A 24,314-nucleotide genomic window follows, 5' to 3' on the forward strand; every position below is an offset into this window, starting at 1 on the left:
ATAAGGTGTGTGTTACTACTGTGACCAGTTTGTACAAGATTTATCACAGTTAACTCTCCAAATTATTACGTTTTTTAAACGTCGGCTCAGTGGGGGTGTATACCGGCAAGCGTATGCAGAAGGACGCTCCCCCAGGGGCGCGGTTTTCCACACGGATATCACCTCCCTGAAGGGTCATGATTCTGCGCGCAATTGCCAGCCCGAGCCCTGCATGGCCAGAGCCGCTCGAGGCTTCACCTCGATAGAAGGGATCAAAAATATGCGGCAGATCCTGTTCTGCAATGCCCGGGCCACTGTCTTGCACGTAAACCTCCGGTTTGCCGCCCGTCTGACCAACCACGACGTCAATACGGCCGCCAGGGGGACTGTAGGTAATGGCGTTGCTGATCAGGTTGTCCAACACTCGTTCGGTCATGGCGAGGTCGGCATAGGCAGTGGGCAGTGCCGGATCGCCGCTTAGGCTTAGCGTTAACTGACTCTCCTGCGCGGCTTGACCGTGCTTCTGAACCACATCGTGCACCAGCTCTGCGAGTGGGAAGGGTTCCGGCACCGGCTGTTTTTCCCTCGCCTCAAGCGCAGCAAGCTCGAAGAGCTCATCCACCAAACGGCTTAAGTTGCGACCCTCTTTGAGGGCGATATCGAGAAAGCGATCCTGCTCCTGGGGGCTGAGTCGGTCGCGTCTTAATTTGAGGCTTTCGATATAGCCTTGCATGGAAGCCAGCGGCGTTCTCAGGTCATGGGATACCTGGGCAACCAAGCGGCGACGCTGGGCGTCCTTTTCCTTCAACTGTTCAATCTGATAGGCAATCCGGTTGGCCATATCGTCGAAGGATGCCCCTAGGTAATCGATTTCGTCGCGTACCACGGGCCGCTTGTCGCGCCATCTTGTCGTGTTTAAACCAGCGCTGGGCGAGTTCTGATTCATATTGCTGTTTTCAAATTCTGCTACCAGCCGCGTCAACGATCTCAATCGGCGGGTTAGTAGGTGGAAAATAGTCAGTCCCGCAACCATTGCTACCACCAGGCTAACCAGCAACGCCCAGGCGCTCATTGCGAGTATTTTGCCGCCACGGGCCATGGTTTCCGCCGCATCGTATTCCTCACCCCGCAACACCACATAAAGATACCCTTCCGGCTTATTGGCGGAGGGCACCGGGGTAACGGAAAAGACTTTCTGCCGATCATGGCTGCGAGGGTCATCGCCGAGTAGCGGGTAAAGGCTCATGTCATCCATTAGCCTGCTGATGGGCGCCAGGGAGACCTGATTGCGTTTGATTTTCGCCGGGTCTGCCGAATAGGAGAGGATAGTGCCATCGAGATCCAGCAGGTAGATTTCGATGCTGGGGTTGATGGCCATGTAGAGGGCGAAAAGTTCTTCCATGGCGCTACGGTCAAGTTCACCGTCGCGGACTAGGTTCCTGTCAGACACTAAGTTCTGTGCCAGATCCTGATGCAGTGCCTGATTGACTGACGCACTGTATTCACGCAGCGAATACAGGCTAATAAAGGTGTACAGCAGGCCGACGGCCAGCAACAGCAAAAACAGGCCGAGGGCGAGCCGGGTGTAGAGTGTTTTCAGCATGGTTTTTTCAGCATGTTTTATTCGCGGAAGCGATACCCCACCCCCCAAACCGTCTGGATAAATGTCGGGTGAGCGGGGTCCGTTTCGATCTTGCCGCGCAGCCGGTTGATGTGGGTATTGACGGTGTGCTCGTAGCCTTCGTGGCTGTAGCCCCACACAGCGTCGAGTAGTTGAACACGACTAAATACCCGCCCGGGATGGTTGGCAAAGTGCCAGAGCAGATCAAACTCCCGCGCGGTGAGTTCGACGGCTTGCTCGTGTATAAACACCCGCCGCCGAACGGGATCAATACGTAGTCCATCGGTGATTAACGCTTCACTGCAGGTTTCCGCGACGGGCGTGGATGCCATGGCATCCACGCGTCGGAATAAGGCCTTCACCCTGGCAGAGAGTTCGGCCACGCTAAAGGGCTTGGTGAGGTAATCATCTGCCCCGATTTCCAGGCCCAGTACACGATCCAATTCAGTACTTTTAGCCGTGAGCATCAGTACCGGAACGTAGCCTGGGCCAGCGCGGATTTCGCGGCAAACTGACAGCCCATCGATGCCAGGTAACATCAGATCAAGAACCACCAGGTCGATTCCCCCTTCACGAAAACGTGCAAGCCCGGTATCACCCCGCTCATAAAGAACGGGGTTCATGCCGAGTTCGGCGACGTGTATACGGAGGAGCTCACCAATACCCGGGTTATCCTCGATAATCAGTACGTTTCGTGTCATAGGCGCCTGGCATTTAAATGCCCTAGATAAGTGTGTAGCCGAGGCTTACATGCCTTCGCTTTCCATGTCCTCTTCCATTTCCATATCGCCCTCGGACATGCTGTCATCTTGCATATCACTGTCTATGGAATCGCCCATGGAATCGCTCATGGCGTCACCCATTGAGTCGGCCATATCGTCCGAATTCATGTCGCTATTTTCCATCGACTCATGCATGTTGTCTTCCATCATGCCCTCGTCAGACATTTTCTCATCGGCATGGCTGGTCGTTGCTATCAGGCTGAGTAGACAGATGGCAGCGAAGGTAGTGAACTTGTTCATCGTGAGTTCCCCAGGGTTTTAAGTCTGCCATGCTGGCAGGCTTAAAATCATTTTCGATACTCACCATCACAGTAGAATCACGCAGTGTTAAAGAGTGTATCGCGCAAATCTCACAAAAGTGTCACGGGCGGCCAAATCATAGTGCGATAACAACACCAACTCCTCTATTTCCAAAGCTGGTTACAACAAGTTAGTTTCAATAAGGAGTCCCCATGGCATCTACCCGCCGTGAACTGACATCACTGATAGAGCAGGGCGTGATACCACCTGGACAGGTGACACGCGCGCTGCAAGCCTCTGGGCTGTACCCATCAAATCGTGCCTGGGCCGGGTTTGTTGATCGATTGCTACTGTGGCTAGGCGGGCTGGCGCTGGCCTTCGCGGTGCTGTTTTTTATTGCCTACAACTGGGCCGAAATGGGTCGTTGGCTGCGCTTTGGTATGGTGCAGGCAGCGATGGCGCTGGCGGTAGGTCTCGCCATTTGGCCCAAGGCCAGCCCGATGGTGCAGCGTGTGGCGCTAACGTCGGCCATTTTATTGGTTGGCGTGCTGTTGTCGCTGTTCGGGCAGGTGTACCAGACCGGTGCCGACCCGTGGCAGCTATTTTTTACCTGGGCAGTGCTGACGCTGCCCTGGGTCTGGGTGGCGCGTTACGAGCTGCTGTGGGTGCTGTGGCTGGGGTTAATGAATCTGGCTATCGGGCTCTATTTCCGCACCTGGGGCGGGCCGTTTGGCGTTTTGGCCAGTAGCGATGCCGCACTTTGGGGGCTGTTTGGGGTTAACACCCTGGTATTAATCATCTGGGAGTGGGGTGCTTGTTACCGGGGCTGGCCACGTCAGTGGGCACCACGCTTGCTCGCGGTGGGCAGTGGGGCGCCCATGACGCTGTTAGTGGTGACGTTGATCGCCGATGTCGGACTCGTATGGTCGCCAGTGCTAGCGATTTATCCGCTCTGGCTGGCGGCGCTGTATAGCATTTACCGCTATTGGCGGCCTGAGCTGTTTATGATCGCGGGCGGCTGTATCTCGGCGTTAACGGTGACCACGCTGTTACTTGCGAGGCTGTTGCTCTGGGAAGGTGATTGGCAGGAGGGCAGTCTGCTGCTGATCACCATAGCGGTACTGGCGATGGGCGCCGGGGCCGTGATATGGCTGAAGCGACTACATCGGGAGCTTGCCGAGTGACGAACAACGTTAATGATTTAAGCGTTAGGCTCAGTCAAGCGGGTATTCCGTTAAACCACCCCACTTCCCCAGCGCAGCTGCAAACGCCTTGGTTCGTGCGGGCATTGCAGGCCTTTTCAGGCTGGTTGGCGGCGCTGTTTCTGCTCGGCTTTATCGCCATGGGCGTGGTGTTCGTGGTGGAGAGCCCCGGGGCGTCAATGGGCTTGGGTCTTGCGATGATTGGTACGGCTTATGGGCTGTTTCGCCGGGCTCGCAGCGATGTACTGGAACACTTGGCGCTGGCCATTAGCTTGGCTGGGCAACTGCTGGTCGCCTGGGCATTGGTGGAGTGGTGGGAAGCCTCCTTTTACTCGCCTTGGGCGCTGCTGGGGTGGTCTCTCTTTGGCTTGCAGTGCGTGCTGGCGCTGATAATGCCAAGCCAAGTGCATCGTAGCTTTTCTGCCTTTGTCGCTAGCTTGGCCCTCTATATGGCCTTGGCAACAAGTGCTATGGCGGTGGTGACGAGCGGGCTTGTGCTGCTCGCGATCACGCTGCTTTGGCTGAATGAGTTTCGGTGGCCTGGGCGTTTTAAGGATGTGCAAGCGTGGGGGTACGGCTTGCTGTTGGGCCTGTTGGTCATTCAATGGCTGGCTCATAGCGGGCAAGCGTTACCGCTTCTAAATGACATGACGGATAGCGCTTGGGCGGGGTTAACGCCGTGGTTAAGTGTTGCATTGTTAGCGCTGGCGTTGCTGCTGGTTTTTCTTAGCTTGTTTCAGCGCTTTTCTTCATCCAGGGGGCGCTGGGCGGCCTACCCTTGCGCGGCCGCACTGCTCATCGTGTCATTTTATGTGCCGAGTGTCGGGCAGGGCGTGGTGGTGATGTCATTAGGCTTTGCCATTGGTCATCGTGTGCTGGTGGGCGCTGGTGTGCTGTCGCTACTGTTGGGGATTGGCAGTTATTACTACTGGCTGGAGTCCACGCTGTTGCTGAAGTCACTCACGCTATTGGTAATAGGAGGACTGCTACTGTTATTGCGCTGGGCGTTACGCCAGTGGTTAAGCACACCGGTTGCCACGCCAGACGATGGGAGTTTAGACCATGATGCTGAGCGTTAAGTGGTACCGGGCTCTTGTCATTGCGACTACATTGCTGATCCTGACAGTGGTGAACGGGTCAATCTGGCAGAAAGAGCGCCACTTAGCAGAAGGCGAAGTCGTTTATCTGGAGCTGGCGCCAGTCGACCCGCGCTCGTTAATGCAGGGCGACTACATGGCCCTCAACTTTGCACTTAGCAACGATATTCAGCGCGCGCTGCAAAGCCACCATGGCAGCGACACTCCAAAAGCGCATGATGGCTACGCTATCGTGCGCTTGGACGAACAGCGCATTGGCCATTTTCAGCGATTGGCAGACGGCGAGGGCACGCTGGGTAACGACGAACGGCAACTACAGTATCGGCTGCGCAATGGTCAGGTGCGCTTGGCCACCGATGCATTCTTTTTTCAGGAAGGCGATGCTGAACACTATGAGACTGCTCATTACGGCCAGTTTCGTGTGAATACCAAGGGCGAGCCATTGCTGGTTGCTTTGCATGATGATGAGCTGGATCGACTGGGTGAAATAGCTAAGTAATGACTAGCCAGCAAGGCTTTTTGCTTGTTCTTAATGGCTTGCTCTAGTAGCCGGGTGACCATGCTACGCCTTGCACCATGCAGAAAGGTAGGCTGTAATTCGTCCTCCCGCTGACAAGGATGGCCCTGTGATGCAGGTTGGGCTGGCTAGTCATTAGCCTGTCGGCGGTCGGCAACGTGGCCCACCTACTTCACTAAGGTATTTATGAAAGTAAAAAGCTCGTGGTTCGCATGGTGTTTGTTGGTGGTAGCACTAACTTTTTCCAGCCTATGCGCAGCGCAAACTCAAGGAGGAGAGAGCGAGAGCAGTCGATGGTTTACCGTCGACGCCTTGAACTCGGGGCTCGGCGAGCCGCCCGAAGAAGCGAATCGGGTGACGCCCCGTGAGTCAATCAGGAGTTTCCTGGAGCTGACGGATCAAGAGGAGTATGAAGCCGCTGCCCATATACTCAATCTTGCCGAATTCTCGGAAGCAGAGCAGCCAGAGCAGGGGCGTGAACTGGCCCGGCAATTGGCCGAGATTTTCCAACGTGGTGAATGGCTGACTGTTTCTGATCTGCCGGGGCGGGAAGACGCTGTTATTGAAGACTCTTCGGGCCAAAACCCGCGTGTCGGTGAGGCGCGCCGCAATATCGAAGTCTCCTCTATGCAGGCCAGTGGAGAAACTTACGATATTCGTCTAGGTAGGTATCGGGTCGGTGATCAAGAGCCCGTCTGGCTGATCATGCCCATTAGCGTGTCATATATTCCGGTGCTGTATGAGCAGTACGGTCCGTCAATGCTGGAAGGCTACATCCCAGAGCGCTTCCAGGCGTCGTTTGGCCTTTTGCGGATTTGGGAATGGATCGCCATTCCGCTCTTTTTGCTGTTCGTCGGCATGGTGGGGTGGGGCGTTCATCATCTGATAGGGGTGATGTCGAAATGGCTGCCTTCGGGCGTGTCGAGCATTTTTGCCAGCCAGATTGGCATGCCCGCAGCGCTGATTGTGATGTCATTGGTCACCCAGGTACTGCTGGATTATGTCGTGTCATTTTCGGCGGTCGCCACGACGACCTTTCGAGTGCTGTTAATCAGTATTCTTGCCTGGGGAGCTGGCACGATTGCGTTGCGCTTGGTAGATACGATTATGCTGCGTTTAACGCGGCGATTAGTGGGCGAAATTGATGACACGAAACCTCGAGACGAGCGCAGGCTGCTAACCTCTCTCTACGCGCTGCGCCGTATTATTATTCTGATCACCGTGACCGGTGTATCGATTTATATACTGGGACAGATTCAGCTCTTTGAATCCCTCGGCCTTTCTATTCTGGCCTCTGCCAGTGTGTTAGCGGTACTGGTGGGTGTCGCGGGTCAAACGGTGCTGGGTAATATCCTGTCGTCGTTTCAGCTGTCGTTTGCCAAGCCTATTCGTATTGGCGATCTGGTGATTTTTGAAGGCCAGTGGTGTTATGTAGAAGGCATTTTTTACACCTTTATTCGCTTAAGGTCATGGGACGAGCGGCGTTTGATTGTGCCCGTCACCTATTTTACGTCTAAGCCTTTCGATAATTTGTCGGTGAAGAGCACCAAGATGTATCGGACGCTAGAGCTGACACTCCACCTCAGTGCCGATATAGGGTTGTTAAGAGATAAATTCCTCGAAGTAGCCAAAGAGGAAAATAGTGTTATCGAACACCATAAATTGCTGTGTTACGTGACCGCTCAAACAGGAACGGCACAAACTGTCACCTGTTACCTTATGACGTCAGACCCGCTAGCGGGCTGGACGGCAGAAATGAATGTGCGAGAGAAGCTATTGGCGTATATCCGAGATAACCATCCAGAGTGGTGGCCACGTGAAATTGTGGTGATTAGTCACAACGATATTGCTCGTGGGGCGCAAGGAAAAAGCTCGGGGGGAGTGGATAGTGTTGAGGTAAAACCATCTGAATAAAGGGTGTTTGTGCAGCGGCAGATGAGGCTTTCGCGCAGATGATAAATAGACCGCCTAAGAAGTCAGGGATTGTTTTTAGATGCCTTTAGATATCGTGCAGCGTTTGATACCCGGCTGGGGCGTTACTTATGGCCCACCGGGCGATGGCCCTTTTCCAGCCCTCATGTTGCTGCATGGTTCTGAAGGCGCATGGGCGGGGTGGAGCCATCGTGACGCGATGCTATTCGCAGCCCATGGCTTCTTGGCGTTCCCTTATGGTTACTCAAGCGGCGGTAATGCATGGAACGCGGGGCATATTATCGATTACCCACTGGATCGCAGCGTGGAGGCATTTAAAGCCCTACGAGAACTCCAGTTCGTTGATAAGCGGGTAGGGCTGTATGGCATCTCACGCGGCGCCGAGCATGCGTTATTGCTCGCCTCCCTAATGGCAAGAGATAAGATCGAAGGCGCACCTGATGCTATCGCCGCCCACAGCCCACCAGATGTTGTGTGCGGGGCCTTTGATGCACGTAATTTTCGCGATGGAGGGGATCCAGGCTGGCAAGCCTGGGATGTCAGTAAACGCGCCTGGACATGGCGTAATAGTCACGAAGACTTACTGCCGACCACGCCGATCGAAATCGAACGCTACCCTGGGCCGCTGCTGCTTTCCCATGGCACCAAAGACCGAATGTGGTCGGTGGAGATGACCAAGCGCCTGGAAGAACGCCTGCACGAGCATGGCCGTTCCCCAGAAGTGCACTACTACGAAGGTGAAGATCATATACCGAGTAGCTCAGGGCAGAATAAGCATCACGAGTTGCTCCTGGGTTTCTTTTCAAAACACCTGTAAGTCACCGTTCATTATTTTCCCATTCAAAAAGCCCATCTCTGTAGTTAAGAGGCGTAACTGTGATGATGGCTGCCTTTGGGCTTTAAGCAAAGATCCTACTCATTGACAGGGTACAGTGACTATCGAAGATAAATCACTGAGTGCTGTCATAACGCTCTACAAGTGTTAAAAAACCGTCTTCGTCAATGAACCCTTTGTCCCCTGTGATATACCAGCGTTGGCCATCCATTTCGTGGATAGCCTGGGCGGTGCGCTGTGGTTCGTTGAGGTAGCCTTGCATTATCTGGGGGCCGCTAATTAACACCATGCCTGCTTCCCCGGTAGGAAGTTCCTCAAAGCTTTCTGGCTTGACGATTTTAAAACTGGTGCCGGGCAGCGGCATACCCACGGTACCTGGTTTGCTGCCGCGCTGTACCTGCTGGTAATTAACGCCCAGAGCGTCGGGTAGATTCACGGAGGCCACGGGGGCAACTTCGGTAGCGCCGTAGCCTTCATAAACGGGCTTGTGAAACTTCAGCTCAAAACGGGCGCGCGCATCCTCGTCGAGCTTTTCGGCTCCGGTAACTACCACCCGTAGGCTTTCTAGCATCATCGGATGCACGGCTGAATTGCTGACAAACATCGATAGGAAGCTGGACATGCTGAACAAGAGGGTGGCTTTGTGCTTGGCAACGGCGCCAGCAATGCCGGGAGCATCGGCGGGGTTGGCATGGCAGATCAGCGGCAACCCTTCGATTAACGGCAGCAACTGGGTCACCGTGAAGCCAAAGACGTGAAACAGTGGCAGCGACCCCATAACTACATCGTCGCTCTGGGTATTGAGCACATCAGAGGTCTGTTTGATATTGGCCATCAGATTGCGATGGCTCAACATTACGCCCTTGGGAGAGCCGTCGCTGCCACTTGTGAACACGATGGCAGCGGTGGCATCAGCATCGTGACTATGGCAGAAACCATGCTGTATCAGCCATGTCGGTAATAAGCGAACGGCTAGCCAGGTACCCAAGCGCTCGGTGGTGCCAATGTCGCTTTGCAGGTGCTCCAGATAGATCACCTGCTTTCCGGTTAGTAATTGGCTGATGTTTAGCCCGCTCTTTTCTAGTTTCTTCACAAACCGTTGTGAGGTGAAGACGACTGCAATTTCCGCCTGGGAAAGCGCAGACGCGAGCACTTCCTGGGGGGCGGTGTAGTTGAGGTTCACCACCGTTTTACCGGCCAGCAGTGTGGCCATGTTGGCAATGCCGCCGGTGCTGCTGGTAGGAAGCAGCAGGCCGACGTTTTGGCCGGGATTGAGTTTGCGAAGACGTTTCGCCAGTAACAGACTGGCGCTTAACGCCTGGCTGCCATTAAGCGGGCTGCCCAGGGTATCCGCCAAGGCAAGGTCGCTAGGCCGACGTTTGACGGTCTGAATCCAGGCGTTGGGTAGCGTCGGCAGTTCGTCCATGGCTCGCTGCCAGGAGCGCGTTGCCTGTTCAAAAATACGCCGTTTAAGCACATCGGCAGGGGTATCTTTGGGTAGCGGCTTGCCAAACGCGACGATCACCGAACGGTGCAATGGTGCGTTACGCATCTCTTTTAATTTGCTGGAGGAGCGGGAGAACTGGCTGCCCCATAGGCCACGCAGGTAGAACGGTACGATTTTGACGTCTGGATTTGCCATGTCACAGGCGCGCTCGTAACCACGACGGAATTCGCCCAGTTGACCAGTGCGGCTGATGGCCCCTTCAGGAAACAGACACACCACTTCTCCCGCATTGAGCTGTGAGGCCACATCGGCGAGCGCTTGTTCGGCACCGCTGCCGCGCTCGATGGGAATACAGCCTAGGGCTTTGAAGAACCAGCGGAGGTACCAGCGCTGGTAAACCGATTTCAGCATCACAAAGCGCACTGGGCGAGGGCTGGCGATCTGCACCATGGCCCAGTCCACCCAGCTGATATGATTGCCCAGTAGCAGTACGCCACCCTGGGCGGGCAGGTTCTGCAAGCCATGCACGTCTACGCGATAGCGGCGGGTCAGCAGGAAGCTCAACAAAAAGCGCACCAGACTTTGGGGCAGTTTGAAGATCGTATAACCGCCGCCCAACATCGCCACGCTAGCGATCAGTAACAGCAGATAGTGGCTATCCACACCCGCCAGCGCGAACAGTGCCGTGAGTACCAAAAAGCCCAGCATGGCGATGTTCTGGATCCAATTGTTGGCGGCCAGTACGGTGCCTAATTCCTTGTCGGCAGCGTGAAACTGAATCAGTGCATTGAGGGGGACGATAAACAGACCGCCCATGATGCCAATAAAAACAAAATTCACTGCCTGGCTAGCGGGCGTGGTTAACAGCGGCAGGCACCATAAGCCGACGGCCACGCCGATAGCGCCCACGGGGATTAAGCCGGTTTCAATACGGTTGTGAGATAACTTGCTGGCCAACAGTGAGCCCAGCGCAATGCCGATACCGCTGGCGGCTAGAATGCCTTGTAGCACCAGTGTGTTATCGACGTTGAGGGCATCCTTGGCGTAGGCGGGGAAGGCCGCGAGTAGCACTTGGCCCACTGACCAAAAGGTGGCAAGGCCGATAATGGAGAGCCTGAGGACTGGCTGGCGGGCGATAATCCCCAGGTTATCTTTAAGCGCCGTACCCTTGAGGTAGCGTTGCCAGGTTAGCGGCGTATCGGAGCGGGTGGTTTCATCCAATGGCAGGCGATACAGCGTGATGACTTGGATAGCGCTATTGAGCACTAATAGCCAACCCAGCGGGGCTATTTGGCGTAACAGCTGCGCTGGCGTTTGCTTATCAGACGAGACCCAGGTTTCAAATAGCGCCGTAAAAACCACTGTTCCTGCCAGGATGGCAGCAATGGTGATGGCCTGAATGAGTCCGTTGGCTTCCGCTAGGCGAGGTTTGCCGAACAAGCCTTTTACCAAGCCATATTTGGCCGGAGAGTAGAACGCCGACTGGATGGCGAGAAGTAGCGTCATGGCAAACGCCAACCAAAACCAACCCTGATAGTAAGCAGCGGTAATGCCCAGCGATACCGCTACAGCGATCCAGGCAGAGACCCGTAGAATACGCACTTTGGGGTAGCTATCGGCTACGTGGCCAGCCGGACTGAACAGCAAAATGAACGGCAGTAGAATCAGCCCATTCACCAGCGCGGTGAGTACTACCTGAGTTTCGCCATCGTAACTTTTGAAAATCGTGTTCTGGATCACGATTTTGTGACCCAGATCCACAAAGGCATTGAGAAAGATAGCGATCAGGTAGGGCCAGGCGCCTGTTACGCGCAGCAGTCGATGCATGAGGTGTCGCCTTGTCATTGCTTGAAAGTCGTGCGGTGCCAGCAGTATACCGCCAATACGCGTATCGGCTTGCGTGAGTTGCTACCCGCTTAGTAAGCCGTCTGGCTACAGCGGATCGTCACGAAAGTGAGCGGCTTCTTGCGCTAGCCACTCGACAAAGCGTGCCACCGCCGCTGGCATTTCACCCTCATCAGGTAGAAGCAGGTCATAGGCGAACGGAGAAGCGAGTGGATACTGCTCCGCAAAAGGGCGTGCCAGAACACCGCTCGCCAGCCGGTCAGCCACCAGCGGGTAGCTGGCGAGTACTACACCTTGCCCGGCAATGGCCTGATCGAGCGCCAGGCTATAAAGCGAATAATGGCGTTGATTGGGCGTCTTCTTTATGGCTACTCCGGCGCTTTTAAACCAATCGCTCCAGCTTGGAATGGGGTGGCCTGCGTGACTGCACCACTCCACGGTGAGCAGCGTCTGTGCCAGCAAATCGTTGGGGGTCTGTATGCTTGCCTGCGCTAATAGGGAGGGCGAGCAAACTGGAAACAGCGTGTCTTCAAACAGCCGCAGGCTGGTGACACCGGGCCAAGGGCCCTGGCCGTAGCGCAGTGATAAGCGCGCCCTGTTGGACAACCATAGCGGTGGCGTTAAGCGCGCCTCGGCATCTAGCGAGATTTCTATTTCCCGTTCATTAACTTCAAAGTGAGGTAAGCGGGGGAGTAGCCAGAGTTGTAGGAATGAGGGCGGTGCGCTAAGAAGCAATCGAAAAATCTCTTCTGAGTGCTCGGTGACGTTCTGGACGCCGCTGGCGATACGCGAAAGGCCAGCCTGCACATCTTCAGCCAGCATCCGGCCGGCGTCAGTGACATAAACGCCATTGGCGTATCTTTCAAATAGCACTACCCCTAAGTGAGCTTCCAACTGTTTAACTTGTCGACTAACCGCGCCAGGTGTAACCCCTAAGCGATAAGCGGCAGCTTTGAAGCTATTTTCTCGCGCGGCCTCAGTAAATGCGCGTAATGCATTAAGCGGCAGCCTTTCAATTTTCATAGCATGAGCTTTCCTAGGCCTAGGTATATCAAGTAATCGTTTGTAGGCAGTAGCGCTTCCTGATGCAATAGGCGTCTTGATCTTACCGGAGTGCACAATGAATCATCAAAGGATAGCTGAGCGAAAGCCCGTGGACACCACGGCAGCTTCGCTAATGCTGCTGTTTTGTTTGATATTGGGTTTTCAGCAGGTGGCGATTAAAGGGGTGGCTGAGGATATCTCACCCATCGTGCAGATCGCACTGCGCTCCGCTATCGCAGGTTGCTTGGTGGGATTGCTCGCCTACTGTCGGGGCATACACTGGAAGGAGATCAGGCGCCATTGGGGCCCCGGTGTGCTGGTTGGCCTTGGGTTTGCCGCCGAGTTTGCTTTTGTCGCTTGGGGGTTAACGTACACACTGGCCTCGCATATGTCGGTCTTTCTCTATACAGCGCCCATCTTTGCAGCGCTTGGATTGCACCTTTGGGTTCCCGGTGAGCAGCTCTCCACCCGCCAATGGTGGGGCGTTGGCTTGGCTTTTGTAGGCATGGTCATAGCGATGGCACCAAGCGGCACTTACGGCATCGATATTATCATTGGTGACGCGCTAGGCTTGCTCGCAGGACTCTCGTGGGCTGCCACTACTATCGTCATCCGCAGGACATCGCTTTCTGAAGCACCAGCAGAGCTCACCCTTAGTTATCAATTAAGCATAACGGCGCTGTTATTACTGCCGTTCGCGGCTCTTTCGGGGCAATTGTTGAGCGCGAAGTTTACTTCCATAGCTGTCGCTAGCCTTGGCTTTCAGGCACTGATTATCTCATTTGCGGCTCTGATGCTGTGGTTCACGTTGCTGCGCCGTTATCGTGCGTCGCAGTTGGGCGTGTTCTCTTTTCTAGGCCCGCTTTTTGGCGTCCTTTTTGGTACCCTATTGCTCAACGAGCCGCTCAGTATCAATTTTCTATTGGGGGGTGGTGTTATTCTAGTTGGCATTATCCTGGTGACGCGCTGATTCGTGCGTTGATCACGGCTGTCTTCTCTCCTTTTTTGATTGGCAGTGAACTTCCCTTATGAAGCTGAGCGTCTTATGAGTACCGCCCCTTTTCATGCACTGGCATGCCCGCTGGATGGTGAACCGCTTCGGCTTTCGGACAATGTATGGCGTTGTGCGGCTGGGCACAGCTTTGATATTGCCAAGCAGGGGTACGTTAACCTTCTGCCTGTGCAGCAGAAGCGCTCCCATGACCCCGGCGATAGTAAAAACATGGTGGCAGCCCGGCAGCGCTTTTTAAACGCGGGCCACTACCAGCCCATTGCAGATGCGGTCAGTAACGCCGTACTGCGACATGTTGAGGAGCCGCATACGTCAGGCACCTCGCCGCTAAGTTGTTTAGACGCAGGCTGTGGGGAGGGCTATTACCTGCGTCAACTGGCCCGCGCCGCACCAGCCCAGGCATCACTGGCGCTGATGGGGTTAGATATCTCGAAATGGGCAGTGCTCGCCGCGGCGAAGCAGGATAATAAGCAGACGCCGACAAGTCGTTGGGTGGTGGGTAGCAACGCACACTTACCCGTAGAGGCGGGAACACTAAATAGCGTTCTGTGTATGTTTGGCTTTCCTGTATATAGCGAATTTTCCAGGGTGTTAAAAGCCGGTGGAGTGCTGCTCCAAGTTGAGGCGGGGCCAGATCATCTGCGAGAGCTACGGGAAATTATCTATCCCGCATTAAAGCCTGAGCGTTCAAATGAGGGGGGAGTGCCGGAAGGTTTTGTCTACCAAAGCAGCGACAACGTGCGTTACACGCTAACGCTAAAGGGAGCTGAGGAGATCGCCGATTTATTGGCGATGACACCGCATCTTTATCGGGCCAGTGCGGAAGGGCGTGCGCGGGCAGCGGCGCTGGAGACATTAGTCACTACGGTGGATGTGCGAGTAGTACAGTGGCTTCGAGTTTAGCCGTTACTTAAAGCAGAGGCTGTTGATGCTCTGTCGTACTTCTCACATTAGCGTACTTGTCACATTAGCGTATTTGTCACGTTAACAGTGCCCAAACGCAACAAGGCCCGCATAAGCGGGCCTTGTCGTTCGAACCTCGGAAGGTTCGAGCAAATTCTAAAGCGCTATCTCTTGAGAGACTTAGGCTTAGGAAATTTGCTTGATGTTTGAAGCCTGAAGGCCTTTCTTACCCTGGGTAACGTCAAAAGAAACGTTAGCGCCTTCTTGCAGGGTTTTGAAGCCGTCTGCTTGAATTTCAGAGAAATGGGCAAACAGGTCATCGCCGCCGTCAGAAGGAGCAATGAAACCGAAGCCTTTAGTATCGTTAAACCACTTAACTGTGCCAGTAGACATAGTAAAAATCCTTTCGCGCAATGCGCTTTGTAAAGTTCCTGGTATCACCCAGATTAATAGCGGATAAAACAAGGAATACAATTACAGTCTTGCCGAAAGATTTTGTACACGTCTATCTCGTACATTTCTAAATCTTTTTCGTACACTTCTGAAACCATGCTTGCTTGCTAACCAACTGGCGCTACAGTGTCATGAAATGTAGCTCGTGTCAAACCCTTTGCTGATTATCTTACCTTTGCGCTCACTAAACAGCCTCTATTGCCAGCCCACTTTCCACACGCTGTCATCTTTTAAGCTTTGCCAAGGCACAATGAGCTCGCGATGAGAGTACACAGCCTCAATCACGACCTCTACTACGTTCTCTTCTTCATCGCGCAGCAGCTGGGTAACTATAAAGTGCTTCTCTTTATTGCTTGGCTGGGCAGCCGTCCATTTGCTGTGATGTAGCTTGCTCGGATTGATCGTATGCATTGACGTTCCTTGGCAAAGATATCGCGTGTTAGCTGCCATCAGTGATTATGCACTGACTATTGCACTTACTGTTGTACCCAGTTTTCAATGCCAAGCTCTGCATTGAGGCTTCTTAGGGTCTCGGTGCGTTCGCGACCGTTTTCAGAGTGACAGCCAGTATCGTGTTCAAGCACCGCTTGGGCGCCATCCTGGTTAACCCAGGTCACTGTATAGTTAGGCAGGTCGGTGGCACGGGGTTCGCAATCACGGGTTTGCTGCGTTGTTCCCATGTCGGGTTGCATTGCAGCTAGTCGCTCTTGCAGCGAACGAAAAACAGTCGCGTTGCCTGCCTGAGTGCGCTCACCTTCCACGGCCGTGTGGCGTTCACCTGTGTAGCGGGTCGTACCATCCGCCTCAACCGCAACGCGATAGACAGGGCAGGTGCCGTAGCAAGGGCCTACTTCATAACGGATTTCAGCCAGGCTGTTTTCGCTGGTCGTGGCGGAATGCTGCGCGCAGCCCGCTGTCATTAGCGCCAATGTGGATACCGTTAAACAGGTGAGAGAAAAACGCATGCGAAAACTCCTTTTCTTGTAAAGATAATCTGACTTGATACGTTAGTTGCAAAGGGCTTCATTAGTGCCAGCAATACCTCAATGCTTGAATTAGGGTTTGTACGAAAAGTCGGCGAGCGCAGGCAGTTTTCGTACAAAGCCTAGAGCATTTGGCTTTGCAGTGTATGTTAACGCCATCCGTTTCCATAAAGTAATCGCTAAATTAACAAACATGCACAAGGCTGTGCATGTTTGATGCGTCTGAGCTACATAAAAACCACCGGGATAAAAAGCCACCGGGCTTTCATCATCGATGAAAGCCGGGCGGCTTTGACAGATTACTCTTGGCGATATAGCACCATGCCGCCGTGATAGAGCACGTCATTGATGAATTCTCCATCAGCGGTGAAGCCGGTGTCATCCCAGTATTCGATGTAGTTATCCGTTACCCGGTAGCGGCCCTGGTAAGCGCTTTCGCGTTCGCCCCGTGCCTCGTCGTAACGATTGTTGGGTAAAAGCTCATGTCGAATTCGGCCATCTTCGGTTACCCACATACCAACATAGGGATGGTCTGCCATGTCGGTTTCTCCTGTGTCATGGGATGTTTGCGCCGTTGTCAGTGCTGGCATAATAGTGATAATGCCAGCGACGACCAGGGCGCGTTTCCAGTAAATGGGAAGCTTGGTGTCTTGCATGTGAAATCACTCTTTCTAGGCACCGCACCCGGTAAGTCGCTCGGGTGTGACGTATGCGGTGTTATAGGCTAGCGGTGGGGCGCACGACGATGTCGCTGGTATCGACATCGTCCGGTTGATTAATCGCATGGGCGATCGCTGAGGCAATGGCGTCGGGTTTAAGTGCAATCTGTCGATAAGTCACCATGGCTTCAGCCGCCTCGGGATCCGTAATGGTATTCACCAGTTCGGATTCAACGACGCCGGGGTAAACACAGGTAACGCGGATTTTATCGGTTTCTTGGCGTAACCCATCGGAAATAGCGCGAACCGCGTATTTAGTGGCGCAGTAGACCGCCGCCGTTGGAACGACCGTGAATCCGCCTATAGAAGTAACGTTGATGACCTGGCCGCTCTCTTGTGCTTGCAGTGTAGGCAGAGTGGCGGCGATGCCATTGAGGACGCCACGAATGTTGACGTCGATCATTTGGTTCCACTCATCGACTTTGAGCGATGCCAATGGCGAGAGCGGCATAATTCCAGCGTTATTGACGATGACATCGATGCGGCCATGCAACGTAAGAGCGTAATCTGCGAAGGCCTGCATATCTTCCAGGCTGGTTACATCCAACGCCCGATAGTCGACTATGCCACCCTCGGTGCGAATGGACTCGGACAGAGCTTTCAAGCGATCGCCCCGGCGTGCGCCGACCACGAGGCGGTGGCCTTGACCCGCTAGCCAGCGAGCGGTGGCTTCACCGATACCGCTGCTAGCACCGGTCAGTAAGACAACTTTTGAAGGATGAGTCGTTGATGATTGGCTAGTGATTGAAGGGTTAGTTGCCGTCGTCATTTAATGATCCTCTCGTTTATTTACTACCGGGAGCAGATTAACGAGCGGCAGCAAAAGCCAATAGAGGCGATCCTATTGCATGCTTGCCTAATCCTATGACATGCAGATAAAGGCAGGCTGAGAGGGCTGTGCCAAACTACCATGATAGCAACCTAAGTTTTCAATCGACCCGTAGGGATTTAAATGACACGTATATGGAAGGCCTATTGTCAGGCGTCGCTGATTTTACGCGTCACCATCGCACTGGTGCTGGGCGTTGTGGTCGGGCTGGTGGGCGGTGAGCCGGTAGCGGTTTGGTTAGCCCCGTTAGGCGATTTGCTGCTTCGGCTGCTCACTTTTCTGATCGTTCCGATTGTGCTGTTTACGCTAATGGTCGGGGTGAATCAGTCACGGGAAGGCAGTGCAGGACGTATTGGCGGCAAGGTATTTGGTTACTATTTAGCGTCATCAGCATTAGCGATCATGGTGGGTTTAACCATCGCTACCCTGTTTAACCCAGGTAGCGGAATGAGGCTGGACGAGCAGGCTAGTTTCTCGGTGCCCGACAACCCAGGTGTGGTCGATACGCTACTTAATATTGTGCCCAATAACATCATTGGTGCGTTTGCCGATCTCAACATGCTGGGCATTATTTTCACAGCACTCGTGTTTGGCATCGCCTTGCTGAAAATGCGTCAGTCGGAAAGTCAGCATGCCATTGGCGAGCGGTTATACGGGGTGATTGAAGCGTTAAACGAGGTCACTTTAAAAGTGATGTCGGGGGTACTGCACTATGTGCCCATCGGCGTGTTTGCGATTGTCGCTGAAACGGTGAGCCAGCAGGGGTTGGAGACGTTGCTATCGTTGGGCGATATGGTGGTGGTGCTGTATATCGCACTGGCCGCTCATTTGCTGATTTATTGCGGCATCATGCGGCTGTTTGGTGTGAAGTTACGTACTTTCTTTCGTGAGGCCCGCACGCCGATGGCGACGGCGTTTGCGACCCAAAGTAGCTCGGGAACATTACCACTCACCATTAATGCGGCCCACCGGTTAGGGATTTCCAAAAGTATCTATGGCTTCAGTCTGCCATTAGGCGCTACGTTAAATATGGATGGCGCGGCGATTCGTATCGCCATTTCGGCGGTCTTTGCGGCCAATGTGATTGGTGCGCCGCTGGATTTCATTAGCATGGTGCAGATAGTGCTGATTGGTACGTTGGTGTCGGTGGGTACCGCAGGCGTGCCAGGCGCGGGTATCATTATGATCGCCACGGTGTTTGCTCAAGTGGGGCTGCCAATAGAGACGGTTGCGCTGCTCACCGCCATTGATGCATTGGTAGGTATGGGGGCTACGGCGCTTAACGTGACAGGCGATTTAGTGGGTACCTCCGTTATTGCCCGCAGCGAAGGCGAAGAGTTGCAGGAGGAGTCCGGAGAGAACGAGGCGTTAGAAGCAAGAGGGTAGTGCGCTTATCTCCCCCCTGAGAAAGACTCAGGGGGGAGATTGCGTTAGCGAATCATAAAGCCGCGACCTACAGGATCTCTCTCATCAATCAGCCATTTGGCATAACCGATCAGCTCTGCAGTGCCTTGCACGCTTGGTCGAATGGCAGAGTAACCACCAATTTCGGTCTTGCCCAATATTTTGCCAGTGAACCGGCCGCTTCCCAGCAGGCCTTCCGAGTAAATTTCCTTGTTCTCTTCCAGTTCATTTCGTGCGTGAAACATGGCCATCATGGCGCTGGTTCCAGTGCCGCCAGGCGAGCGATCCAGCTTGCCGCCTGAGAACACATGGACGTTGCGGTAGAGTGAATCTGGTTGCGTTCCCTCATGCCAGAATGTAACGAAATTCAGACCATTGATGTGAGCATGGACGGGGTGACGAATCGACATGCGTTTATTCAGTTCTGCCTTGACCGCCTCTCCCGCCATTGAAAAATAACTGCCATTTTCGGGGCAAATGGGTTGCTTGTCAGATGGAATACGAATGATAGCGAAGAAGTTGCCACCAAATACCAGGTCAGCCTTTAGTGTACCCAGCCCTGGAACGTCAACTGGAATGTCCTGTTCCATCACGAAGGCGGGCACATTTTCAAAGCGAGTCCAATGCACTTTGTCGGCATCGGCTTTGACCTCCGATACGACAGTGCCAGCGGTAGTTTCAAAACGGATGCGTGTCATGCCGTCTTCTTGTACTGGTGGCGCCAAGCGGTGAGAAACCATCGCCATTGAAAGGGCTATGGTGCCGTGACCACACATATCGACGAACTGTTCGCCATCCATCCAAAGCATGCCAGCGTCATGATGCTCATCGGAAGGTGGGGTTAGAAAAACACCAAACATGTGCTGGTGACCGCGGGGCTCACGCATCAGGCTCGTGCGGACATGGTCGTGATGCTCTTTCAAATAAGCGCGTTTGGATAGAATGTTGCTGCCATAAGGGTAAGGGATACCAGCATGCACAATGCAGGTTGGCTCGCCTTCCGTATGGGTATAGATAACATCAAGGAACTGTTGATTTTTCATGGTTGCTTCTTCCTGTGGGCTGTGCGGTTGGGTTATTAGTATTGGGTTAAAGGCCAAACCAGCGGGGTACGCTCATGACCATGCCAGCAGGCCAGACAATCACGGCGACTAGCACCGCCAGCATCACGCCAATGAACGGCAGGTTGGCGTAGGTAATGCGGATGACATCGACTCGGGAAATTACGCTCGTAATAAATAAAGCGGCTCCTACCGGTAGAGTCTGCTGGCCAATACCCCAGCAAAGGATGACCACCATGGCGAACTGGAGAGGATCTATGCCGAGCAGCTGAACACTGGGCAGAAACAGCGGCACCACTATGAACATCATTGCGATGCCATCAAGAAAGGTGCCAGCAATGATCAGTACGAGGCTCAAAATCAGCAAGAAGCCGATGGGGCCCATATCCAGGGCTGCGATTGGCCCGAGAACTAGCTGTCCAAGGCTTTGGTAGGTGAAGGTATAGCCGAGTGTATGTGCCGCAGCCGTTACAAACATGACCGCACCGGTTAACACGGCACTCTCGACCAGGGCACGATACAGCGCGCGTAGTGAAAGCGAGCGATAAAGCACCATGCCAGCGAAAATGCCATAAGCGACTGCCACGGCGGAGGCTTCTGTCGGTGTGAAAATGCCACCGAGGATGCCACCGAGGATGATGACTGGCATCAGCAGGGCCGGGAATGCACTGGCCAAGCTGCTCCCCAGCTGTCTGAGCGAAAATGCAGCTTCGATAGGGTATTGGCGCTTCACTGATATCCACCACGCCATCAAAATGAGTCCTATGGCGATGAATAGCCCTGAGACCAGACCGGCCGCAAATAACGCACCTGTTGAAAGCCCCATATAAGCGCTCAGTAACACCATGGGAACGCTGGGAGGAATGATGATGCCAATCGTGGAAGAGGAAGCGGTCACGGCGGCTGTAAAGGGCGCTGAATAGCCTCGCTTAACCATTTGGGGAATCATTACGCCGCCAACGGCAGCCGTATCTGACATGGAGGTGCCGCTCATGCCTGCAAAGAACATGGAGGTCAAAATATTGACCGCCGCCAGCCCACCTCGTATAGCTCCCACCATGGAGCGAGCCAGATCTACGAGTCGAGCTGAAATACCGCTGTGGTTCATTATCTGTCCCGCTAGAATGAACAGAGGGACGGCCAATAGCGGAAAGGACTCGGTCCCTCTATATAAGCGCTGTACCAGTACGAGCATATCCACACCGGCAAAAGCGAGTACACCGATAGAGACAAGTGTCAAAGCGAAGGCGATTGGCATGGCCAGCCCAATCAGGGTCAGGAGTGCAAGTAGTATGATGAGTAGAATCATAGCTCTGGCTCCTCCAGGGCGGCTCTTCGCGCAGCTTCATAGGGCGGTATCTTTGCTTGGGCGGCAACGACACACTGGCGAAGTAGTTCTAGCAACATGCCTGCGCCTGAGATAGGCACAGCGGAATAGAAAAGCCACTGAGGTGCCCCTAGCATGAGCGTTGTGCGGTTTGAAAAGGTGAGTGTTTGTTCCAAGCCCCATACGATCATGATGACGCAGACCAACCCGATAAGTGCCTGGTTAATAAAAAAAAGTATCCATTGGCCGCGGTAGGGAAGTAAGGCTGCGATAACATCAATACGTAGATGTGCGCCTTGCCTGAGTGCTAGATAACCGCAGAAAAAGGTAACGTAGACCAGCAGACCCACTAAAACTTCGGCGCTCCACGATAGCGAGGCATTAAGAATGTAGCGCGCAGCCACTGCCGCTATTGCCAGGAGAGTAATGGCAGCCAACAGCAGTGCCGCGACCGCTTCAAAAAAACGATCAAGCATGGTAGTGCTCCCAGGAGTAGCGACGGGCAGGAAGTGCCCGCCGGGAAGTGTGCTCTGCCGTTAGGGGAGGTCGGCGATTCGTTGCACCATGTCGCGTGCCTCTTGCGACAGTCCTTCGGTAAAGGACTCCCATAGAGGTTGCGAGGCTGCAATAAAGGCGTCAGTGTCTACATCGTTAACTTCCATGCCGTTCTCTTTTACAAGCTCCACGACGCTCTGATCTGCTTGTTCTCCAAAGTTAACCGTTGCCTCGAAGGCTTGTTCGCCGCCCTCGAGAAGAGCTCGCTGAACGCTGGAATCAAGGTCCTGAAAACGTGACTCGTTCATCAGCAGGAAGCCGACGGTGTAAACATGCCCAGAGAGTGAGAGCTAATCTTGTACTTCGTAAAAGCGACTGGCCTCTACTTCGACGAGAGGGTTTTCTTGACCATCGAAGACGCCGGTCTGAAGGGCAGAGTAAAGTTCTGGATAAGGCAGTGGAGAAGCGTTAGCGCCATAGGCATTAAACATTTCGACGCGCTGACGGCTGCCTGGGGTACGAATTCTTAATCCGTCAAGATCTTCGGGTTTTTCGATGGCATGTCTATTGTTGGTAATATGACGAAAACCTCCTTCATAAAAACCGATAACACGGTAGCCCTGCTGTTGAAGCTTGTCTTTTAATTCTTTACCGATTTCACCGTTCAGGGTATTGCTTACGTGCTCTCGGTCTCTAAATAGATAGGGAAGTGAAAGAATCCCCATGTCTTCATCAATGGTAGTAATCGGCGTTTCAATAGTGGCGATATCCAATAAACGTGTATCTATTGCTTCGATATTGCTGACTTGATCGCCTAGTGAGCCGGAGTGAAAACGTTTGATGTCTACATTGTTATTGGTTGCTTCTGCCACATGTTCAGCGAGGGCATTCAACCCCGCCATCTGAATACCTTGCTGGCTACCAATGGTCGCCGCTCGAAGTTCTAGTTCGGCAGCAGCAACATGGCCTGCTAGGCCGAGCCCTAAGGCGAAAGAAGCGATGTATCGTACGGGGAGAAGTGCTTTCATGGTGACGCTCTGGAGGTTGTTTTTGCGGGAGTCATGTCACGGATCTTTAAGATCACGTGTGTCTAGAGTAGGTCCGCGCTACCATGATTTATAGAATGAAAAAGACAATAAATTGAATTTTTTGGACAAAACTCGCACGTGGTAGCTGCTTGAAAGTCACGTTTGAAAGCGTTATTGAAGAGCCTTAACCGTTTTTTCCTGACGTCTTGATTGGCCAGGGCTGCACGCGAAATGCGCATGAAAGTCTCGTGCGAGATGTGCTGCATCGGAGAAACCGCAATCAGCGGCAATATCGGCAATTGAGCTGTCGGTATGATGGAGCAGCCAGTCTGCATAGCGTAGCCGCATGATTTTAAAGTAGCGCATTGGTGTGATACCCAATTCTTGACGAAAGAGTCGATCAAGCTGCCTGGGGCTTAAATTGATGCGTTTGGCCAAGTCACACGTATTTAGACGGGTATTCAGTGATTGCTCCATCGTTAGTACGGCTACCCGGACTCGCTCATCACGAATTTCATGGATGGCTTCAAAAAAGTGAGTTTGTGGAGAGTTGGAGGTACGCATTCCGTTTAAAACCATGTGACGGATAGCCTGCTGGGCCTTTTCGGAGCCGCATGTGCGATGGATCAGATGCAAGGCCATGTCCGTGGCGCCTGACGAGCCCGCACAAGTAATTACCCTTGCGGATTCCAGGAATATTCGATCGGGAGTAGCGTCGATTTTGGGAAACTGTTGGCGAAAATCATTGATTACGTTCCAGTGCACACACACACGTTGACCTCTCAGCAGGCCAGCACGGGCGATGGCAAACGTGCCAGTGCATACATCGACAAGTTTCACTCCTTTTCGGTGCGCTTCCTTGAGGTATTGACTGAGTGCTTGATCTTCATGTGGATTGAGGTAGTTGTTACCCCCACAAACGGCAATATGAGTGAATTCACTCGGTTCACGATATGGCGTTTGTGGGTGAGCCTCCAAGCCGCAGCTGGAGGTGACTGGGCCAGGCCCCATGATCTGCCAGCTACAGTGGATTTGTCGACTTCGGCCACCTTTGTCGGCAGCCAGACGCAATGAATCGATGAAGCCTGCAAAGGCATTCATGGTAAACAGAGGGAGTAGGATAAATCCGACGCGCAGAGGCGGTTGATGGCCTAATGGCATAGGGACGAGGCTCTTGATGGTGAACAGGGACGACTCCTTAAAGTATGCCCTGAGCTGGTCTATAGTGCTATGTACAGTCTGTGCACATGATAATGTACATATTAATAATCGGTGGAGAGCCCGTTAAAGCTAAGCGGGCGCCCATTACAAGGGCGCCCGCTTAGTTCAAATCATCTACAGCTTTACTATTATCAGTGCTTCAATATCACATAAAACGCATGAATGATGCCCGGAATGAAGCCAAATAGCGTTAGGATAATGTTCAGCCAGAAATGCCCTTTAAAACCGACCTCAAAAAATACGCCGAGTGGGGGAAGTATAACGGCAAAAATCATCTTAATCGGATCAGTCGCTGTAAACGCCATGAAGCCTCCTTTGCTTTCAGGGGTGTAACTTGT

At 53.5% G+C, this 24,314-nt stretch carries 23 protein-coding genes and 1 pseudogene; 8 read left to right on the top strand and 16 right to left on the bottom strand.

The window, feature by feature from the left end; translation table 11 throughout:
- Nucleotides 1-49: 49 nt before the first annotated feature.
- The 3 genes from Q3Y66_RS04220 to Q3Y66_RS04230 are packed head-to-tail and all read right to left on the bottom strand — an operon-like array spanning nt 50 to nt 2,622.
- Nucleotides 50-1,582 (bottom strand): ATP-binding protein, encoded by a 1,533-nt coding sequence (locus Q3Y66_RS04220; RefSeq protein ID WP_008957793.1) that lies wholly within the window; start codon nt 1,580-1,582, stop codon nt 50-52.
- Between the two features lie 17 nt (nt 1,583-1,599).
- Nucleotides 1,600-2,301 (bottom strand): response regulator transcription factor, encoded by a 702-nt coding sequence (locus Q3Y66_RS04225; protein ID WP_008957792.1) that lies wholly within the window; start codon nt 2,299-2,301, stop codon nt 1,600-1,602.
- Nucleotides 2,302-2,346: 45 nt separating this feature from the next.
- Complete coding sequence (locus tag Q3Y66_RS04230) at nt 2,347-2,622, bottom strand: hypothetical protein (RefSeq protein ID WP_008957791.1); 276 nt, start codon at nt 2,620-2,622, stop codon at nt 2,347-2,349.
- A gap of 212 nt (nt 2,623-2,834) precedes the next feature.
- Here Q3Y66_RS04230 and Q3Y66_RS04235 point away from each other — a divergent pair, with 212 nt between their 5' ends.
- From Q3Y66_RS04235 to Q3Y66_RS04255, 5 genes are all read left to right on the top strand, one after another.
- A complete protein-coding gene (locus tag Q3Y66_RS04235; RefSeq protein WP_008957790.1) occupies nt 2,835-3,806 on the top strand; it encodes a DUF2157 domain-containing protein in 972 nt (323 codons plus the stop codon).
- Nucleotides 3,803-4,903: a DUF4401 domain-containing protein gene (locus Q3Y66_RS04240; protein WP_008957789.1), complete on the top strand. Its 1,101-nt coding sequence runs from the start codon at nt 3,803-3,805 to the stop codon at nt 4,901-4,903. The genes Q3Y66_RS04235 and Q3Y66_RS04240 overlap by 4 nt, the downstream gene beginning before the upstream one ends.
- On the top strand, nt 4,887-5,420 hold the full coding sequence (locus tag Q3Y66_RS04245) for a GDYXXLXY domain-containing protein (protein ID WP_008957788.1): 534 nt from the start codon (nt 4,887-4,889) through the stop codon (nt 5,418-5,420). The genes Q3Y66_RS04240 and Q3Y66_RS04245 overlap by 17 nt, the downstream gene beginning before the upstream one ends.
- Nucleotides 5,421-5,624: 204 nt before the next feature.
- Nucleotides 5,625-7,352 (top strand): mechanosensitive ion channel family protein, encoded by a 1,728-nt coding sequence (locus Q3Y66_RS04250; RefSeq protein ID WP_008957787.1) that lies wholly within the window; start codon nt 5,625-5,627, stop codon nt 7,350-7,352.
- 79 nt (nt 7,353-7,431) lie between these two features.
- Nucleotides 7,432-8,187 carry a S9 family peptidase gene (locus Q3Y66_RS04255; RefSeq protein ID WP_008957786.1) on the top strand — a complete coding sequence of 252 codons (756 nt, stop codon included), beginning with the start codon at nt 7,432-7,434 and terminating at the stop codon, nt 8,185-8,187.
- 133 nt (nt 8,188-8,320) lie between these two features.
- Here the strand turns inward: Q3Y66_RS04255 and Q3Y66_RS04260 are convergent, their stop codons facing one another.
- On the bottom strand, nt 8,321-11,479 hold the full coding sequence (locus tag Q3Y66_RS04260; RefSeq protein ID WP_008957785.1) for an acyl-[ACP]--phospholipid O-acyltransferase: 3,159 nt from the start codon (nt 11,477-11,479) through the stop codon (nt 8,321-8,323).
- Nucleotides 11,480-11,584: 105 nt separating this feature from the next.
- Nucleotides 11,585-12,520, bottom strand: coding sequence for a LysR substrate-binding domain-containing protein (locus tag Q3Y66_RS04265; RefSeq protein WP_008957784.1), 936 nt, complete (start codon nt 12,518-12,520; stop codon nt 11,585-11,587).
- A gap of 97 nt (nt 12,521-12,617) precedes the next feature.
- Here Q3Y66_RS04265 and Q3Y66_RS04270 point away from each other — a divergent pair, with 97 nt between their 5' ends.
- Together Q3Y66_RS04270 and Q3Y66_RS04275 are read left to right on the top strand one after the other, a co-directional pair.
- Nucleotides 12,618-13,511, top strand: coding sequence for a DMT family transporter (locus tag Q3Y66_RS04270; RefSeq protein ID WP_008957783.1), 894 nt, complete (start codon nt 12,618-12,620; stop codon nt 13,509-13,511).
- Nucleotides 13,512-13,586: 75 nt separating this feature from the next.
- Complete coding sequence (locus tag Q3Y66_RS04275) at nt 13,587-14,456, top strand: putative RNA methyltransferase (protein WP_008957782.1); 870 nt, start codon at nt 13,587-13,589, stop codon at nt 14,454-14,456.
- A 186-nt stretch (nt 14,457-14,642) separates the two neighbouring features.
- Here the strand turns inward: Q3Y66_RS04275 and Q3Y66_RS04280 are convergent, their stop codons facing one another.
- From Q3Y66_RS04280 to Q3Y66_RS04300, 5 genes are all read right to left on the bottom strand, one after another.
- The gene (locus Q3Y66_RS04280) at nt 14,643-14,849 is read right to left on the bottom strand and encodes a cold-shock protein (RefSeq protein ID WP_007111402.1); all 207 of its coding nucleotides are present in this window, start codon (nt 14,847-14,849) and stop codon (nt 14,643-14,645) included.
- A 255-nt stretch (nt 14,850-15,104) separates the two neighbouring features.
- A complete protein-coding gene (locus Q3Y66_RS04285; protein WP_008957781.1) occupies nt 15,105-15,320 on the bottom strand; it encodes a TIGR02450 family Trp-rich protein in 216 nt (71 codons plus the stop codon).
- 65 nt (nt 15,321-15,385) lie between these two features.
- Nucleotides 15,386-15,874, bottom strand: coding sequence for a DUF6438 domain-containing protein (locus tag Q3Y66_RS04290; RefSeq protein WP_008957780.1), 489 nt, complete (start codon nt 15,872-15,874; stop codon nt 15,386-15,388).
- A gap of 317 nt (nt 15,875-16,191) precedes the next feature.
- Nucleotides 16,192-16,548, bottom strand: a complete 357-nt coding sequence (locus tag Q3Y66_RS04295; protein WP_008957779.1) for an Atu4866 domain-containing protein — start codon at nt 16,546-16,548, stop codon at nt 16,192-16,194.
- A gap of 61 nt (nt 16,549-16,609) precedes the next feature.
- A complete protein-coding gene (locus Q3Y66_RS04300) occupies nt 16,610-17,380 on the bottom strand; it encodes an SDR family oxidoreductase (protein WP_008957778.1) in 771 nt (256 codons plus the stop codon).
- A gap of 183 nt (nt 17,381-17,563) precedes the next feature.
- On the opposite strand from Q3Y66_RS04300, the gene Q3Y66_RS04305 reads away from it, so the two are divergent.
- Complete coding sequence (locus Q3Y66_RS04305) at nt 17,564-18,826, top strand: dicarboxylate/amino acid:cation symporter (protein ID WP_008957777.1); 1,263 nt, start codon at nt 17,564-17,566, stop codon at nt 18,824-18,826.
- 44 nt (nt 18,827-18,870) lie between these two features.
- Here the strand turns inward: Q3Y66_RS04305 and Q3Y66_RS04310 are convergent, their stop codons facing one another.
- The 6 genes and pseudogenes from Q3Y66_RS04310 to Q3Y66_RS04335 all read right to left on the bottom strand — a co-directional run bounded on the left by Q3Y66_RS04310 (nt 18,871) and on the right by Q3Y66_RS04335 (nt 24,281).
- The gene (locus tag Q3Y66_RS04310) at nt 18,871-19,887 is read right to left on the bottom strand and encodes a proline racemase family protein (RefSeq protein WP_008957776.1); all 1,017 of its coding nucleotides are present in this window, start codon (nt 19,885-19,887) and stop codon (nt 18,871-18,873) included.
- A 46-nt stretch (nt 19,888-19,933) separates the two neighbouring features.
- Nucleotides 19,934-21,214, bottom strand: coding sequence for a TRAP transporter large permease (locus tag Q3Y66_RS04315; RefSeq protein WP_008957775.1), 1,281 nt, complete (start codon nt 21,212-21,214; stop codon nt 19,934-19,936).
- Nucleotides 21,211-21,708 (bottom strand): TRAP transporter small permease, encoded by a 498-nt coding sequence (locus Q3Y66_RS04320; RefSeq protein WP_008957774.1) that lies wholly within the window; start codon nt 21,706-21,708, stop codon nt 21,211-21,213. Before Q3Y66_RS04320 ends, Q3Y66_RS04315 begins: the two co-directional genes overlap by 4 nt.
- Before the next feature lie 60 nt (nt 21,709-21,768).
- Nucleotides 21,769-22,755, bottom strand: a pseudogene (locus tag Q3Y66_RS04325) (TRAP transporter substrate-binding protein).
- 171 nt (nt 22,756-22,926) lie between these two features.
- Nucleotides 22,927-23,856 carry a GlxA family transcriptional regulator gene (locus Q3Y66_RS04330; protein WP_303319532.1) on the bottom strand — a complete coding sequence of 310 codons (930 nt, stop codon included), beginning with the start codon at nt 23,854-23,856 and terminating at the stop codon, nt 22,927-22,929.
- A 251-nt stretch (nt 23,857-24,107) separates the two neighbouring features.
- Entirely contained in the window at nt 24,108-24,281 is a 174-nt protein-coding gene (locus Q3Y66_RS04335) for a YqaE/Pmp3 family membrane protein (protein WP_035538925.1), read from the bottom strand.
- Nucleotides 24,282-24,314: the final 33 nt, after the last annotated feature.

The organism is Halomonas sp. HAL1 (assembly GCF_030544485.1).
Taxonomy (GTDB): domain Bacteria; phylum Pseudomonadota; class Gammaproteobacteria; order Pseudomonadales; family Halomonadaceae; genus Vreelandella; species Vreelandella arctica.